This window comes from Corynebacterium sp. HMSC14H10 (assembly GCF_001807105.1).
Lineage (GTDB): Bacteria > Actinomycetota > Actinomycetes > Mycobacteriales > Mycobacteriaceae > Corynebacterium > Corynebacterium jeikeium_D.
Genome location: NZ_KV787407.1, coordinates 97,515 through 111,583, shown reverse-complemented (window position 1 = coordinate 111,583; position 14,069 = coordinate 97,515). Strand labels below are relative to the sequence as shown.

The window sequence follows — 14,069 nt, the reverse complement described above, 5'->3', positions numbered from 1 at the left end:
TTGGGACCGAAGAAGAATATGCTGAAAATATGTCCGCCATGAACCAGAACTACGAACGTGCAGTCAATGAGTCGGATGTTTATGTCAAGAGCCGACATGGTGTCCCTCGAGGGTTCTTCGCCTGTGAGGCGGCGGGGCTGGACTGGCTGCGCGAGGGCGAACCTGACGGCGGTGCGCGCGTCGTGGATGTGCTGGGCGTGAGCGGGCATGCGCTGAAATTGCGTCGAATTGAGTCGATGGCGCCGAATCCACAGGCAGCGTACGAGTTTGGAAAATCGTTGGCTATTACCCACAATCTGGGCGCCGCTGGCTGGGGTGCCGGCCCCGATGAGTGGGAGGGGCACGGCTACTTCGGTCCGCTGGATCAGCCACTACAGATGGACCTGACCCCACGGGAGAGCTTCGGTGAATACTGGGCGAAAGGACGTCTGCTGCCCACGCTTGGAAAGTTGGAAAACTCCTACAATAACCGTCAGCTAGATATCTTTGACCAGCTCATTGATCGGCTCTTGGCTGGAGATTTCGACAACGAGCCAGACGCCGCGCGTGTCCACGGTGACCTGTGGTGGGGAAACCTCATGTGGGATGCAGACGGCGCGATCTTGATTGACCCCGCGGCACACGGCGGAGCCCGCGAGGAAGATCTGGCACTGCTGGCGCTATTCGGGGCAACGCACTTCGACGAGATCTTGCGTGGCTACGAATCTGTACATCCCCTGCCGGATTTCGCCGAGAGCTGCGAACTCCACCAGCTCTACGCGGTGCTCATGCACGCGGTGCTATTTGGTGGCGGATACGTCGGACAGGCAGCGGCAATGGCAGCGAAGTACGTGCGTTAGCTGGCGTTAGCAGCCTCCAGCACGCTAGCGATCTCCAGTAGCTCTGCCTCACCGCAGTGCACCGCACCGATGTTGACGCTGGTGGCGGGGAGCTCCGCGTTGGGTGTGCTGCCGCTTGTGCCCGGCACAGCAATTGGCACGGACACGCTTGCCCACCCAGTCAGATTCCACAGCGATAACCACGGAGTCCACCGGGTTTGCTCGTCAAAGTCCTCCCACGGCGCCAACGCAGAGAAATGCCCAATACGTGGCGGATCAAACGCCAGCGTTGGCGTAATCACCGCGTCGACTTCCCAACGCGATCGAATCGCGCCGGGCAGAGCCATCCGCTGCTGATGTGTCGCCGCCGCCTCCGCTGCGGAAATCTCCTGGCCACAGGCGCGAATCCACTGCACGATCTCGGAGTAGTCCGCGCGCGGTAATTTCGTGGCCATTCGCGTGATGGTCCGTCGAAAGATCTCGAACACGTCCGGACCTGCCGGGTCATAGGGGTTGGGCACTTCCACCACCTCATACCCGGCGTCGGCAAGACGGTCAGCCGCCGCCCACGCACCGTTTGCCCAGCGCTTATCGACGTCCACCTCAGCATGAAACGGGCTGACAGTGACACCGATGCGAAGGGGGCGCTGGGACCGTCGGAAAACATGCGAGGTTGCGGAAAAGGGCACTCCGGCCAGTAGCGCTGCGTCATCGACTGTGCGAGTGAGAAAAGCGGGCGTGGAGAGATTTCCACCCGCAATATCGTGTGCTGGTTTCAACCCAACGAGGCCACAGCAGGCGGCAGGCACGCGGATGGAACCGCCACCGTCAGAGCCCAGAGCTGCGGGAACGACACCAGTTGCCACAGCTACTGCGCTGCCGCCCGAGGAACCACCGGGAGTGCGTGGCGCGGTATCCGGCTGATTGGACAGCTGATTGGGCGCGGCGAAATAGGGGTTTTCCGGAGCCGGGTAGCCAATCGGCTCGGTGTAGGCCGTCATCCCAACCTCGGAGGTGTGTGTAGTCGACGTGAGGATGGCGCCGCGAGCCAGAAGTTTCGCCACGGGTTCCGAGGTTTCGGTGGCGGTGAAAGCCAAGTTGGCGGAGCCCATCGTGCATTTGACACCGGCGATGGTGAATAGGTCCTTAATCGCCACTGGCAGTCCCAGGAGGTCACGCGGGAGGCCGTGGCTAGCGCGCCGGGCGGCCTCTGATTGGGCAGTGAGGCTGCGTGCACGGTCGACAGCGTGCTCGGCCAAGGACGTGGCAATACCGAAACGGGCGGGATTGGCTGCGGCGTCGTCGGCAAGCGTGGCGAATTCCGAAACGATCTCCGATACCGAGATTGCGCCACTGCGCACGGCTTCAGTGAGGGCGCGGGCGGGCATCTCGGAAGAAAAGGTCATGCAATAAGTGTAGAAGCCCTCTAATCTGAGCTTATGACGACGGTTACTTATTTGGGTCCTGCGGGCACATTCACAGAGCAGGCGCTGTGGGACATGGCGCGTGCTGGCGAGATTGATCCGGCAGGGGAATCCGCGGTCAATGCGGTGCCGGTGGATAGTCCCGCGGCCGCGCTTGGAGCCGTGCGCCGAGGGGAAGCGGACTTTGCCTGCGTGGCTATCGAAAGCAGCGTGGACGGTCCCGTCACACCAACTTTTGATGCCCTCGCTGCTGGGCCGGAGCTGCAGGTTTTCCGTGAAACCGAGGTCGGGGTGGTCTTCTCTATCCTGGTCCGTCCCGGTACGACGGCGGAACAGGTGCGTACTTTTACGACACATCCTGTGGCGTATCCGCAGGTCAAACAGTGGGTGGATGCCAACCTTCCGGGCGTGGAAGTTCATCAGGCCAGCTCCAATGCGGCGGCGGCTCACCAGGTCGCCGAGGGTACCCACGACGCTTGCGCTGCCCCGGCCCGCGCGGGTGAGCTGCTCGGACTTGAGGCGCTGGCCACTGAGGTCGCTGACGTGCGCGGTGCCCGAACCCGTTTCCTACTGGTGGGGCGTCCTGGTGTGCCGACGCCGCGCACCGGTGCCGACCGGACCTCGGTCTCGTTCACGCTGCCGAACCAGCCCGGCACACTGATGCGCGCCATGAATGAGTTCGCAGTGCGACAGGTCAACCTCACCCGCATCGAGTCGCGGCCGACACGCGAGCTCTTCGGCCTCTACCGCTTCTACATTGACTGCAACGGCCACGTTGATGATGCACAGGTTGCGGCGGCTCTCGCGGCACTGCACGAATACGCCGAAGACCTGCGGTATCTGGGATCTTGGCCGGTCGCTGAGGGCGGTCGCCGCAGCATTATGACCCCGCCGCCGGATATCTCCCAGTCAATTGAATGGGTCGACGCGCTCAAGGAAGGACGAAGGTAAAACATGACACCCGCCGCGCCCGAAAATCCAGTTGGACAGCTGCCTTTCCTCGATGACCGCCCAGACCGCCCTGAATCTGTCATGCCGGTTGATTCCCAGCGCATCATTTTCATCCGCCACGGGCAGACCACCGGCAACATCAACCGCCGCCTGGATACCGCATTGCCGGGCGCACCGCTCACCGACCTCGGTGTGAGGCAGGCGCGCAGTCTGGGACGTCTTTTGCTTCCCGACGTCCACAGAATCGGTGACATCGTCACATCCCATGCCCTGCGTGCACGCCAAACTGGTGCAGGCGCGGTCGCGAATCTGCACCACCTGGGAGAGACTTCCGTTCGCATCCGCCATGAGGGTGGTCTCCACGAGATTCAGGCCGGCGACCTCGAGGGGCGCAATGACCGCGATGCGCACATGGAGTACATGCGTGCCTTCTACCAGTGGCTCAATGGGGAGCTGGAGTACCGCCTTCCCGGCGGTGAATCCGGTGCTGACGTGCTGAATCGCTACCTGCCGACGCTACAGCAGCTGCTGGTGCAGGCAGGGGCGACAGGTGGTGAATCCAGGGAGTCCGGGGAGGGCGGCAGCAAGGATGTCGTCATTGTCAGCCACGGCGCGGCTATTCGTCTGATTGGGCAGTATCTGACCGGGGTGGATCCGGAATACGCACTGCGACACCGCATTGCCAATACCGAGCGAATTGAGCTGGTTCCGAGCGCTGTGGACGTCGGCAAGCGTGCCGGCATTGAGCCGGGCACGTGGGATGTGCGTCGCTGGGGCGACAGCGAGTTGCCCTAGAAGAGAGCGAAACGGCGACCGTTACTGCTGACCGTTACTGCTGGCCCTCCTGAATCTCGCGGCGCTTCTGAGCTGCCAGGCGTAGGCGTTCCGTGCGACGCTTGGATTCCTCTTCGTTGATTTCGTTGAGGAGCTCTTCTTCGTCATCATTGATGTTCAAGGCGGCGCGCCCGATAAGGGCAACGGCCGCAGCGACGATGAAGCCGAGCCACGCGTTATCGATATTGGTGAAAAACATCAGAACGATAGTGACACATACGATAACGCCTGCAGCAGAATCAACAATGTTGAGCTGGCGGCCCTTTTTCATCAGGTTTTGCAGCTCTTGATCGACACTTTGATGCTGCGGATTAGCCGGGGTGCCCTGTGAACTCTCGGGGGAGACCTCAGCGGGCAGGTCCGCGAAGAGAGTTTGCAGTTCCGCCCGAGTTTTAGCGGAAGCAGCACTTTCGGCGCGTTTGGAGAACTCATCGACATCCAAGTAGCCATCAGCGAAATGATTGCCGAGACGCTCCATGGCAGCGTTGCGCTCCCTGTCGCCGACCCTGATTTCTGGCTTCTCGCTCGAGTTGTCGCTCATGGTTATTAAGGCTACAGGGAAGAAGAGGGGAGGGGACAGTATCGCGAGAGGAACGAGACCGTGCACGGCGGGACAAACTTATCCGTAGCCGAGTCGGTCCAAATCCTCCTCTTCGAGGCCGAAATAATGCCCGATTTCATGCAGGAGAGTGACCCGAATCTGCTCCACCAGCTCCTCTTCGGTGCGGCTGATGCGGCAGAGCATGTCGCGATACAGGCTGATTTGGTCAGGCGGACCCCAGTGGTTGTTAGAACGCTCGGTCAGAGGTATGCCCTCGTAGAGGCCCAGCAGTGTGGGTTCGTCGAGGTTATACGGGTGGACCTGGATGATGACCTGATCGAGCTGGTCGAGAAACTGCGTGGGGATGCGGTCGATGGCCTCATCGACAAGTGCATCGAACCGCTCCGGGCTAACGTCAACCATTTATGGTGCTGCCTCGCAATGTCCTCTTGTTTTACTGGCCGATTGTTCTACTGTCCTGCGGGAGCGACTGCGTTATCCACAGCGCCTGCTTCAGCACCAGTACTGTCGGCGCCGACCTCACCGACGTCACCTGTGCCAGCGCCAGCGCCAGCGTCACCCTGCTCCTCCCGCAGCGGATTGCGCGGTGGTGGAGCCACGGGCGGCTGGCCGTCGATAGTGAAGGACTCGTTAGCGTGGCCGTTGAGAGTGGAGAATCCGCCCTGGCCATTGTCCTTAATCAACCAGCAATTCACACTGCGCGAGCCAGCATTGAGCGACTCCTGCGACAGGGACGTCCAAAATGGCAACAGCGTTGAGTTATACAGCGGGTCGTCACCGCCGAGGTAATTCTGCGCGAGAGTCACACACTGTTCCGCGAGCACATCATTCTGCTCCTGGTCAGTGGGGACGTTGTCACCGAAATGGTCGCGGAGATTGACAATTCCCGTCGACTCCATCAGGTGATCTTCCACGCAAGGCACCTGGCGGATGGCGCCGCTTTCGTCCAACGTCACGCAGCGGCCGCCCTCGAACACGCGGGACTGGTCCTGCCCGGCCGCAGGACCGGACATGTGCGCCGTGTTGCCGTCTTCATCGACGACCTGGATACCGCACAGGAAGGTTCGATCACCCTTTTCCCACTGGCTAGGCGAAGGAATGATTGGCGCCGTGATAAATCGACCGTCCGGATCGTACTGGCCGCCCAGGTATTCAGTCACGGTGTTGCGACACACGCCATTTTGCAGAGCCACCAAATTGTCCGCTGTCGGGTAGTTGGCAGTTTTTGCGTATTGCCCCGGATGTTCCTCGTAGTCGGCGAGGTTCAGTTTCTTGGCGACCTCATAAGCGTGTGGCTGCTCACAGGGCACGACGCGGAAGTCAGAAACATTCAAATCTTCTGCCAGATTCCAGTCCAGACAGTTGCCCGCGGTTGCGCTGGTGAACGCCGTCGTCTCCTTGTCAACGATGGTCGTCGTTGTCGACGATGACGCGCTTGCCGACGAGCCCTTGCCCCCAAGTGGCCCACTCGGTGGCTCGATGACTCCCGCTTGCAGCGCGAATGCCATTCCCGCGGCGCCGACCAGCATTGCCGTCGACAAAGCGCGCATTCCCCAGCTTCCACGCGAGTTACGGGAAGCGTTGGCATCGTTGCTGGCTGCGGAGGATGCACCAGCGCTGGCATCTGCGCCAGTACCTGCACCGGAGTCAGTGTCTGTGGCGGCAGCGTGCTCGCGATTCTGGTTCATATTGTCATCAGCCATAGTGACCCCATTGTGCACCGCCAATGAGCCTGTGGACAAGGTAACGCTCTGTCCGAGTTTGCTCAATAACTTCAAGCACTACAATAGTCCGGTATTTGTTCGCTACCCGAGGACACGAGTCTTGACCTGGACTGCACTACTCAGCCTGCTGGGCGTCCACATTATTGGTATGGCCTCACCAGGGCCTGACGTCTTCTTAATCCTGCGCCTTGCCACCAAATCCCGAAAGCACGCCATCGCAGCGGTTGCGGGTATCAGTACTGGCGCCACTATCTGGATGACCCTCACAGTTTTTGGGTTCGCAGCTGTCATCACCGCCAATCCTTTGCTGATGGGCGTAATCCAGCTCGTCGGTGGCTGTTATCTCATTTACATGGGTATCAGTATGGCCAAGGCAGGCATCAATACCCTCCGCGAACTGCGCGCCGGTGCCGCACCAGCCTTGGGAAGTGAGGCGCTCCGGTCACCGAAGGCGACGTTCCGCCAGGGTTTTTTCACCAACATGTCGAACCCGAAGATTGTTCTCTTCCTCGCGGCAGTGCTTTCACAGTTCATTCCCGCAGGCGCATCCGTGGGGACGCTTGTGCTTTGTACGTTGGTGCTAATCGTCTCCCAAATCGCTTTCTTCCTATTTATCGCAATCGTGGTGTCGACGGATGCCGTCGTCAAGCGAATGGTGCTGGCAGGGCCGTGGATTGACACTGTCGCCGGCGTGATCTTCCTCGTCCTCGGCGCGCTGCTGGTCGCCTCAGGAGCGGAAGCGGCACTCTAGCAAGCCTTGTGCCTGCTTGCCGACGTAAACCAGGTACTCTAGGGGACGTGATTGATCTCAAATTTCTCCGCGAAAACCCTGAAGTAGCCCGCGAGTCCCAGCGCACCCGTGGTGAGGACCCGGCATTGGTCGATCAGCTGCTGGAAGCTGACGCTAAGCGCCGTGAGGTTATTGCCTCCACCGACGCGCTGCGTTCAGAGCAGAAGGGCTTCGGCAAGAAGATTGGTCAGGCGTCGAAGGAAGAGCGCCCGGCCATGCTGGAGAAGGCCAAGGAGCTTTCCGACGCCGTGAAGGCAGCCGAAGCGGAGCAGAAGGAAGCCGAGGCTGAGGTCGAGCGCCTGCAGTACCTGATTGGCAACATCGTTACGGGTGCGCCCGCCGGCGGCGAAGATGACTTTGTCGTGCTGGAGGAAATCGGTGAGATTCCACAGTTCGACTTTGAGCCCAAAGATCACCTGGACCTCGGTGAGTCGCTGGGTCTTATTGATATGGAGCGTGGCGTCAAGGTCTCCGGTTCCCGCTTCTACTTCCTGACCGGTTACGGTGCCATGCTGCAGTTGGCCATGATGAACCTGGCTGCTCAGAAGGCAACTCAGAATGGCTTCCAGCTGATGGTGCCGCCGGTGCTGGTTCGTCCGGAGACCATGTCGGGTACTGGCTTCCTCGGTGCGCACTCCGATGAGATCTACTACCTGCAGGAAGATGACCTCTACCTGGTCGGTACCTCGGAAGTCGCGCTGGCCGGCTACCACTCCAACGAGATTATTGACCTGTCGGAGGGGCCGCGTCGCTACGCTGGTTGGTCTTCCTGTTTCCGTCGTGAAGCGGGCTCTTACGGCAAGGACACCCGCGGTATCCTGCGCGTACACCAGTTCGACAAGCTGGAGATGTTCTCCTACTGTCCGCCGGAGCAGGCGGAGGCAGAGCACCAGAAGCTGCTGAACATGGAGCGCGAGATGCTGGCCGCGGTCGATGTTCCGTACCGCATCATCGATGTTGCTGGTGGTGACCTGGGTGCATCGGCTGCCCGCAAGTTCGATACCGAGGCATGGGTGCCGACGCAGAACACCTACCGCGAGTTGACCTCGACTTCGAACTGCACGACTTTCCAGGCTCGTCGTTTGAAGACCCGCTACCGCGATGCCGATGGCAAGTCTCAGTACTGCGCCACCCTAAATGGCACGCTGGCCACGACGCGTTGGCTGGTCGCCATTCTGGAAAACCACCAGCAGGCCGATGGTTCTGTGGTGATTCCGGAGGCGCTGCGTCCGTTCATGATGGGCAAGGAAGTTCTCGAGCCGGTTAAGTAGGTGCGGCCCCGCCCCCAGCTCATCCGCGACTTCACGACACCTATGTCACCTCATGCCACCTCCACAGCTGGCACGAGGTGACATAGGTGTCGTGAAGTGACTTTTTCGGGCGTGAGTCGTGTAATTGCGCTAAAAAATTACTTGGGGGATTGAGAAGGTAAAAACACCAGGAAGGTTGAGTGTAGAAACACAACCGAAAACACAACTGAATCAGGGGGATAGCCTCACTCGAGGTGGTAGAGGTTGTTTACAACATTCGGATTACAACAATCTTTCTGATGAGTCTTTCACCTGCTGATGTCTCCTGCACCGTGATTTAAGCTGCTCCAGCTTTCTTCCACGTGGCCTTCAGCCCCGCGAAGAGGGGAAAGACAAGGCATGCGGCCGAAGCCACGACCGACGTCAGAGCAACACCAGCGTGGACTAAGGCCGGATTGAGCTTGGAGTTTTCTTCCGTGAGAACGCCGATCAGCTGAGATGGCGCAATTGTGCTTGCGAGCGCGCCTAGGGACGCGACGCGCAGAGTATCTTCGCGGTCATCCGCCTTGAGCAGCGAAGCAGCTGAGAATCCAGCTCCGACCGTAGAAACCACGAAGGGAAGAAGCAGAGTTTCCTTCGGTGCTGTCTTTTGAACTGCCTCGCCGTTTAGCTTCCATTTTGTGTGGACTTCTGAAGGCAACTGCTTCCAGCACCTGGCCAGTGCGACTCCGTGTGCAACCGTCACGGCTGCGGGGAGAAAAGCGGTCGCCTGCAGTGCGCGAGCCGGAATTTCAGAGATAACCTCACCGTCAATATCGTCCGGTCGGACAATGCCCAGCTTGGTGGCCACCGCAGCCCAATTAACGGACCAGCCGAAACCCAACAGGTGAGGTTGGAGGATCCGCGGGTCGTTCATATTCCACAGGGAAGCGCGACCGCGCTTGGAAAATGCTCGAAGTGGGTTGCTGAGGTAGCGTCGCAAAGCGCTCGGTTCACCAACTTGTTCGGCGACTCGCTCGGCGTATTCGGTCGCCGTTCCCAGCTCTTCGGCCAGGTCTGCGTGGACGTCGTTAAGCTCTTGCAGAAGACTCTCCTGCTCGGAAATGATTGCCTGGCGTTGCGCGTGCGGCATGCCGATTTCACGCAGTTTGTGGTCGATGGCGGTGAGGTAGGTGTTCATTGGGGCTCCTCGGAAAATAGTGCGGTCATGTCGGCGGATAGGTCGATGAAATCCTGATGTAGCTGCGTGAGTGTTTGCTGTCCTTTGTCTGTTAGTGAGTAGTACTTGCGGGGCGGCCCCTTGGGGGATTCCTCCCAGCGATTGCTAATCAAGCCGTTGGTGGTAAGCCGCGAGAGTAGGGGGTAGACGGTTCCTGCGGGCGCGCTGAGGTGGGAGTAGGCGTTGAGCTTTGCGACGAGTGCCGCGCCATAGAGCTCTTCGCGAGAAATCAGCTTGAGAATGGCGAGCTCGAGTACTCCCTTCTTCAGTTGTGTTTGTGGGCGTTTGGGCATGGCGTTGTGCTCTCTTTCCGGCGGTAGAAGGAAGTTGTTTGAGCATAATGCTTTTCATACCTAGTACCTTGTAATGCCAACTATACCCCCAGTAGTTTGTATTGCCAAGTACTGAACGCCTATACAGCTGGCAGAGAACAGGGCAAAGAAAATGGGGGCAATTGTCAGAAGACAATCGCCCCCATTCCACCGGGTTAGCTCTATGAAGAACTCGTAACTGTTAGGAACCGGTTCGGTTCCTATTTAGCGCTCAATTAGATGCGCGCATCAAGCCAGGCAATAGCCGTCGCAATGGCCTCATGCTGTGCCGGCTCATTGAAGGTCTCGTGGAACTGGCCTTCGAACTCGATCAGCTGCTTGTCGGTGGACGAGATACCGTTGTACCAGTCACGCGAGAAGAACGGCGGCACAATCTCATCCTGGCCACCCATCATGACCAGGGTCGGCTCAACGAAGTCGACGGAGTTGGTGCCGTTGTAGGTAGCGGCAAACGCCATCTGCTGTCCCATGCCGAGCGAAAGCTTGGAGTTGTTGTACGGATCAGTGCCGTATTCATCACGCACTGCCTGGGAAGAAGAGGTTTTCGCACCCAGCGGGTTGCCAACCTGAATCAGGTCAGTGCCCGGCAGCGATGGGACGCGCATCTCGGTACGGTTCGGTACTTCCTTGAGCATGCGCGTGTTGAAAGTAGTCATGTCCTGGAACGGCAAACGCTGGTAAATCGTCGGCTGTGCTTCGCGCTGGACATCGGTCATGGCTTCTGGGGTGATGGTTTCGCCCTTGTCCGTGCCGCCGTAGGGGTTGAACAGAGCGCCACCGCCGTTGGCGACGATGCCGTCGACACTGCCCGGGTACTTGATGCCGTGGAAGTCCACAGCAAGACCGCCCATGGAGTGGCCGAGCAGGAAGGTCTTCGTGCTCGGGTTCTCCGCCTTGGCCTTCTCTACAAGCATGTGCAGGTCATCGACAAGCGAGTGGAAATCATCGATGTGGCCACGAGCAACTGGAGTGCCTTCAACCTGACCCGTGTGGCCGTGGCCGCGGTGGTCGAGGCGGTAGACGTTGTAGCCGGCGTTCAGAAGCTTGCCGGTTACCCACTCGTAGCGACCCAGGTGCTCTGCAGCGCCATGCACGACGACGACAGTGGCCTTGGCGTTCGGAATGGTGTTGGACTTCCAGTAAATCTGGGTGCCCTTGCCATCCTGTGAGGTCATGTAGCCGTCGGTGACCGTCACGTGGCGTCCGTCAACTGTAGTGGTCGGCGCCGGGGTAGTTGGCAGTTCGACCATTGCAGTGGACTGCGGGTCAGGGGTTGGCTCCAGCGGGTTCTTGATGAAGTCCGTTGGGGCTGCTGATGCTGCCGGGGTGGCCAGTGCCAAAGTCAGGGCGGTGGTCACACTCGCAGTGAAAATCGATGCGCGACGCATGATTGCTCTTTTCTATTTTCAATCGAGGAGCGGATGGTAGTGATAATAATTTTATTATAACAAATAAGCCCTGAATTTATAATAAAAATGGCTCGGAAAACCGAATCGGTTCTCCGAGCCATTTTTAGGCTCTTACGAGGGCTTATTCAGGCTTCGGTGCCTCCTCAGCATCGGTATCCTCGACCCAGCCGTAGGTGCGTTCAACGGCACGGTTCCACTGGTGGAACAGGCGATCGCGCTCTTCGGCCTCCATCTTCGGACGCCACTTCTTGTCAATCGTGATGTGGGCCTTGACCTCATCCAAGCTCGACCAGAAGCCAACGCCCAGACCTGCACCATATGCAGCGCCGAGAGCAGTGGTTTCAATGTTGTTCGGGCGCGTGACAGTGACATCTAGGATGTCGGACTGGAACTGCATGAGGAACTCGTTCATGGTCATGCCGCCATCAACGCTCAGCGTCGTGATGTCCGTGCCGGATTCTGCGACCATGGCATCGAGAACCTCACGGGTCTGGTACGCAGCAGCCTCCAGCACAGCGCGGGAGATGTGGTTGCGGTTAACGAAGCGAGTCAGGCCGACGATGACGCCACGGGCGTCCGGCTGCCAACGAGGAGCGAAGAGACCGGAGAATGCCGGCACGATGTACACGCCACCGTTGTCCTTGACACTCTTTGCTTTGTTCTCGATGGAAGCGGCATTTGGAATCATTTGCAGCTCGTCACGCAGCCACTGAACAAGTGCGCCGCCCATGGAGACCGAACCCTCGAGAGCGTAGACCGGCTTCTCGCCCTCGACCTGGTAGCAGACGGTGGAGATGAGGCCGTGCTCGGACCACTTCGGGTTCTCGCCGGTATTCATCAGCATGAACAGGCCAGTGCCGTAGGTGTTCTTGGTGTCGCCCTCGCCGAAGCAGCCCTGGCCGAACATGGCGGCCTGCTGGTCGCCGAGAATACCTGTAATGGGCAGGCCGGACAGCGCATCGCGGGCGCGAACGCGGCCGAAGTCGCCTACCGACGGGCGGATGTCCGGCAGCATCGACATCGGAATGCCAATCTCACGGCAAATGTCCTCATCCCACTCGAGGGTCTTGAGGTCCATCAGGAGAGTACGGGATGCGTTAGTGACGTCCGTTGCGTGAACTGCAGATTCGCCGTTGTCGCCCTCTGCGCCGCCGGTGAGATTCCACAGCAGCCAGGTGTCGATAGTGCCGAAGAGTAGGTCGCCAGCCTCAGCCTTTTCGCGAGCGCCCTCGACGTTGTCGAGAATCCAGCGTACCTTTGGTCCAGCCGGGTAGGAGTTGATACGCAGGCCCGTGGTCTCACGCCAGCGGTCCGCGCCTTCATCCCCCATGAGCTCCTTACAGATGGTGTTCGTGCGGGTGTCCTGCCAGACGATGGCGTTGTAGACCGGTTCACCAGTGTTCTTGTCCCAGACGACAGTGGTTTCGCGCTGGTTGGTGATACCGATTGCCTCAATGTCCTGGGAGGAGATGTCGCCATCAGCGAGAGCTTCACTGACTACGCGACGGGTGTTGGTCCAAATCTCCTGGGCATCGTGCTCGACCCAGCCCTCTTCCGGGAAGATCTGCTTGTGCTCCATCTGGGCGACAGTGACGATCTCTGCGTCATGGTTGAAGATGATGCAGCGGGTGGAAGTAGTTCCCTGGTCAATGGCGAGGACATATTTGCTGTGCATCATGGGGGATACTCCTAGCGAAATTGTGTGTAAATGTGAGTTTTCGGACTTGCGCTATTTTATTGTGCGTTTACTCTCATATTCCCGTTATCCGATGGCAAAGGCAAGAGCGCCTGCAGCCACGGCTGCCAGCATCGGTGCGACAATCGGAACCCATGCATATGCCCAGTTCGCATCGCCCTTGCCCTTGATCGGGAGCACGAAAGCGTAGGCCAAACGGGGGCCGAGGTCACGAACCGGGTTGATAGCGTATCCAGTCGGGGAACCAAGGGAAAGACCAATCGACACAATGATGAACGAGACACCGAAGTAGGTCAGCGGGCCAAGCTCGCCGCCGGCTGGGCCGAACAGGATGAATGCGAGCAGAACGAAGGTCGCGATGAACTCGGTGACGGCATTCCAAAAGTTATTTGGATGAACCGGCGCGGTGAAGAAGTTGCCACCAGTTTCGGCATTCGCATTGGTCGGATTGCCGTTGTCGTCAACGCCATTGGCATCGAACAGCTGCTTAAACGCGGCCCATGCCAGGATTGCACCTACGAATGCGCCCAACAGCTGACCTGCGGCATAGTAGGGGACCAGGCTCCAAGCCAGGCTGCCTTTGACTGCCAGGGCAACGGTTACCGCTGGGTTCAAGTGCCCGCCGGATACGTCAGCAATAGATGCGCCAGCGAAAACGGCCATACCCCAACCGAAGGCAATGCCCAACCAGCCTGCATTTGCAGCGCGGGTAGTCCGGAGGTTGATAGAGGCGCAGACTCCGTTACCGAGCAGAATCAGAATGGCGGTTCCGAAAAACTCCCAGAGGAATGCCTGGGATCCTGTGATTGTCTCCATGAGATGTAGAAAACTCTCTGTGAGTCGTGACCGGGCAAGGTCACGATGAATCTTGCAACGTAGAATTCTTTAGGTATAAGAAATGCCGGCGAGAAACTATTTTTCGCCGGCACTTTTATTTCGACCCCATCAGCCCTTTGAAGTGCGAAGCCGTTTTCCCGAGAAGGAAGCTATTTCGTTGTGGCTACAGCGCTGGTGGCCATTCAAGAGCTAACTCGTATGGCCACCTAGGGGAGGGTGGGAA

14 protein-coding genes are annotated in these 14,069 nt (G+C 59.1%); 5 read left to right on the top strand and 9 right to left on the bottom strand.

The window, feature by feature from the left end:
* The first annotated feature begins 29 nt into the window (after positions 1 to 29).
* Complete coding sequence (locus tag HMPREF3135_RS00465; protein WP_070437306.1) at positions 30 to 839, top strand: fructosamine kinase family protein; 810 nt, start codon at positions 30 to 32, stop codon at positions 837 to 839.
* On the opposite strand, the gene HMPREF3135_RS00460 is transcribed toward HMPREF3135_RS00465, so the two are convergent.
* Positions 836 to 2,224, bottom strand: coding sequence for an amidase (locus HMPREF3135_RS00460; RefSeq protein ID WP_070437304.1), 1,389 nt, complete (start codon positions 2,222 to 2,224; stop codon positions 836 to 838). The genes HMPREF3135_RS00465 and HMPREF3135_RS00460 overlap by 4 nt on opposite strands.
* A 33-nt stretch (positions 2,225 to 2,257) precedes the next feature.
* Here HMPREF3135_RS00460 and pheA point away from each other — a divergent pair, with 33 nt between their 5' ends.
* Both pheA and HMPREF3135_RS00450 read left to right on the top strand, forming a co-directional pair.
* Positions 2,258 to 3,193: a prephenate dehydratase gene (pheA, locus tag HMPREF3135_RS00455; protein ID WP_005510446.1), complete on the top strand. Its 936-nt coding sequence runs from the start codon at positions 2,258 to 2,260 to the stop codon at positions 3,191 to 3,193.
* Positions 3,194 to 3,196: 3 nt separating this feature from the next.
* On the top strand, positions 3,197 to 3,988 hold the full coding sequence (locus HMPREF3135_RS00450; RefSeq protein WP_070437302.1) for a histidine phosphatase family protein: 792 nt from the start codon (positions 3,197 to 3,199) through the stop codon (positions 3,986 to 3,988).
* A gap of 34 nt (positions 3,989 to 4,022) precedes the next feature.
* Here the strand turns inward: HMPREF3135_RS00450 and HMPREF3135_RS00445 are convergent, their stop codons facing one another.
* From HMPREF3135_RS00445 to HMPREF3135_RS00435, 3 genes are all read right to left on the bottom strand, one after another.
* Entirely contained in the window at positions 4,023 to 4,568 is a 546-nt protein-coding gene (locus tag HMPREF3135_RS00445) for a DUF1707 SHOCT-like domain-containing protein (RefSeq protein WP_038627001.1), read from the bottom strand.
* A gap of 78 nt (positions 4,569 to 4,646) precedes the next feature.
* Complete coding sequence (locus tag HMPREF3135_RS00440) at positions 4,647 to 4,991, bottom strand: metallopeptidase family protein (protein WP_038626990.1); 345 nt, start codon at positions 4,989 to 4,991, stop codon at positions 4,647 to 4,649.
* A gap of 47 nt (positions 4,992 to 5,038) precedes the next feature.
* Complete coding sequence (locus HMPREF3135_RS00435; RefSeq protein WP_246818284.1) at positions 5,039 to 6,292, bottom strand: septum formation family protein; 1,254 nt, start codon at positions 6,290 to 6,292, stop codon at positions 5,039 to 5,041.
* 121 nt (positions 6,293 to 6,413) lie between these two features.
* On the opposite strand from HMPREF3135_RS00435, the gene HMPREF3135_RS00430 reads away from it, so the two are divergent.
* A complete protein-coding gene (locus HMPREF3135_RS00430; protein WP_016421665.1) occupies positions 6,414 to 7,064 on the top strand; it encodes a LysE family translocator in 651 nt (216 codons plus the stop codon).
* Positions 7,065 to 7,111: 47 nt separating this feature from the next.
* Positions 7,112 to 8,374: a serine--tRNA ligase gene (serS, locus tag HMPREF3135_RS00425; RefSeq protein WP_016421664.1), complete on the top strand. Its 1,263-nt coding sequence runs from the start codon at positions 7,112 to 7,114 to the stop codon at positions 8,372 to 8,374.
* A 316-nt stretch (positions 8,375 to 8,690) separates the two neighbouring features.
* Here the strand turns inward: serS and HMPREF3135_RS00420 are convergent, their stop codons facing one another.
* The 5 genes from HMPREF3135_RS00420 to HMPREF3135_RS00400 all read right to left on the bottom strand — a co-directional run bounded on the left by HMPREF3135_RS00420 (position 8,691) and on the right by HMPREF3135_RS00400 (position 13,825).
* A complete protein-coding gene (locus HMPREF3135_RS00420; protein WP_070437297.1) occupies positions 8,691 to 9,533 on the bottom strand; it encodes a DUF5808 domain-containing protein in 843 nt (280 codons plus the stop codon).
* Positions 9,530 to 9,865 carry a PadR family transcriptional regulator gene (locus tag HMPREF3135_RS00415; RefSeq protein ID WP_049171840.1) on the bottom strand — a complete coding sequence of 112 codons (336 nt, stop codon included), beginning with the start codon at positions 9,863 to 9,865 and terminating at the stop codon, positions 9,530 to 9,532. The genes HMPREF3135_RS00420 and HMPREF3135_RS00415 overlap by 4 nt, the downstream gene beginning before the upstream one ends.
* A gap of 254 nt (positions 9,866 to 10,119) precedes the next feature.
* On the bottom strand, positions 10,120 to 11,292 hold the full coding sequence (locus HMPREF3135_RS00410) for an alpha/beta hydrolase (RefSeq protein WP_049171838.1): 1,173 nt from the start codon (positions 11,290 to 11,292) through the stop codon (positions 10,120 to 10,122).
* A gap of 142 nt (positions 11,293 to 11,434) precedes the next feature.
* Positions 11,435 to 12,991 (bottom strand): glycerol kinase GlpK, encoded by a 1,557-nt coding sequence (gene glpK / locus HMPREF3135_RS00405; RefSeq protein ID WP_070437295.1) that lies wholly within the window; start codon positions 12,989 to 12,991, stop codon positions 11,435 to 11,437.
* Positions 12,992 to 13,075: 84 nt separating this feature from the next.
* On the bottom strand, positions 13,076 to 13,825 hold the full coding sequence (locus HMPREF3135_RS00400; RefSeq protein WP_180950648.1) for an MIP/aquaporin family protein: 750 nt from the start codon (positions 13,823 to 13,825) through the stop codon (positions 13,076 to 13,078).
* Positions 13,826 to 14,069: the final 244 nt, after the last annotated feature.

Coding starts and splice junctions, on each gene's coding strand:
- HMPREF3135_RS00465 (WP_070437306.1), top strand. CDS start 30: ATGTCCGCCATGAACCAGAACTACGAACGTGCAGTCAATGAGTCGGAT.
- HMPREF3135_RS00460 (WP_070437304.1), bottom strand. CDS start 2,224: ATGACCTTTTCTTCCGAGATGCCCGCCCGCGCCCTCACTGAAGCCGTG.
- pheA (WP_005510446.1), top strand. CDS start 2,258: ATGACGACGGTTACTTATTTGGGTCCTGCGGGCACATTCACAGAGCAG.
- HMPREF3135_RS00450 (WP_070437302.1), top strand. CDS start 3,197: ATGACACCCGCCGCGCCCGAAAATCCAGTTGGACAGCTGCCTTTCCTC.
- HMPREF3135_RS00445 (WP_038627001.1), bottom strand. CDS start 4,568: ATGAGCGACAACTCGAGCGAGAAGCCAGAAATCAGGGTCGGCGACAGG.
- HMPREF3135_RS00440 (WP_038626990.1), bottom strand. CDS start 4,991: ATGGTTGACGTTAGCCCGGAGCGGTTCGATGCACTTGTCGATGAGGCC.
- HMPREF3135_RS00435 (WP_246818284.1), bottom strand. CDS start 6,292: ATGGCTGATGACAATATGAACCAGAATCGCGAGCACGCTGCCGCCACA.
- HMPREF3135_RS00420 (WP_070437297.1), bottom strand. CDS start 9,533: ATGAACACCTACCTCACCGCCATCGACCACAAACTGCGTGAAATCGGC.
- HMPREF3135_RS00415 (WP_049171840.1), bottom strand. CDS start 9,865: ATGCCCAAACGCCCACAAACACAACTGAAGAAGGGAGTACTCGAGCTC.
- HMPREF3135_RS00410 (WP_049171838.1), bottom strand. CDS start 11,292: ATGCGTCGCGCATCGATTTTCACTGCGAGTGTGACCACCGCCCTGACT.
- glpK (WP_070437295.1), bottom strand. CDS start 12,991: ATGATGCACAGCAAATATGTCCTCGCCATTGACCAGGGAACTACTTCC.
- HMPREF3135_RS00400 (WP_180950648.1), bottom strand. CDS start 13,825: ATGGAGACAATCACAGGATCCCAGGCATTCCTCTGGGAGTTTTTCGGA.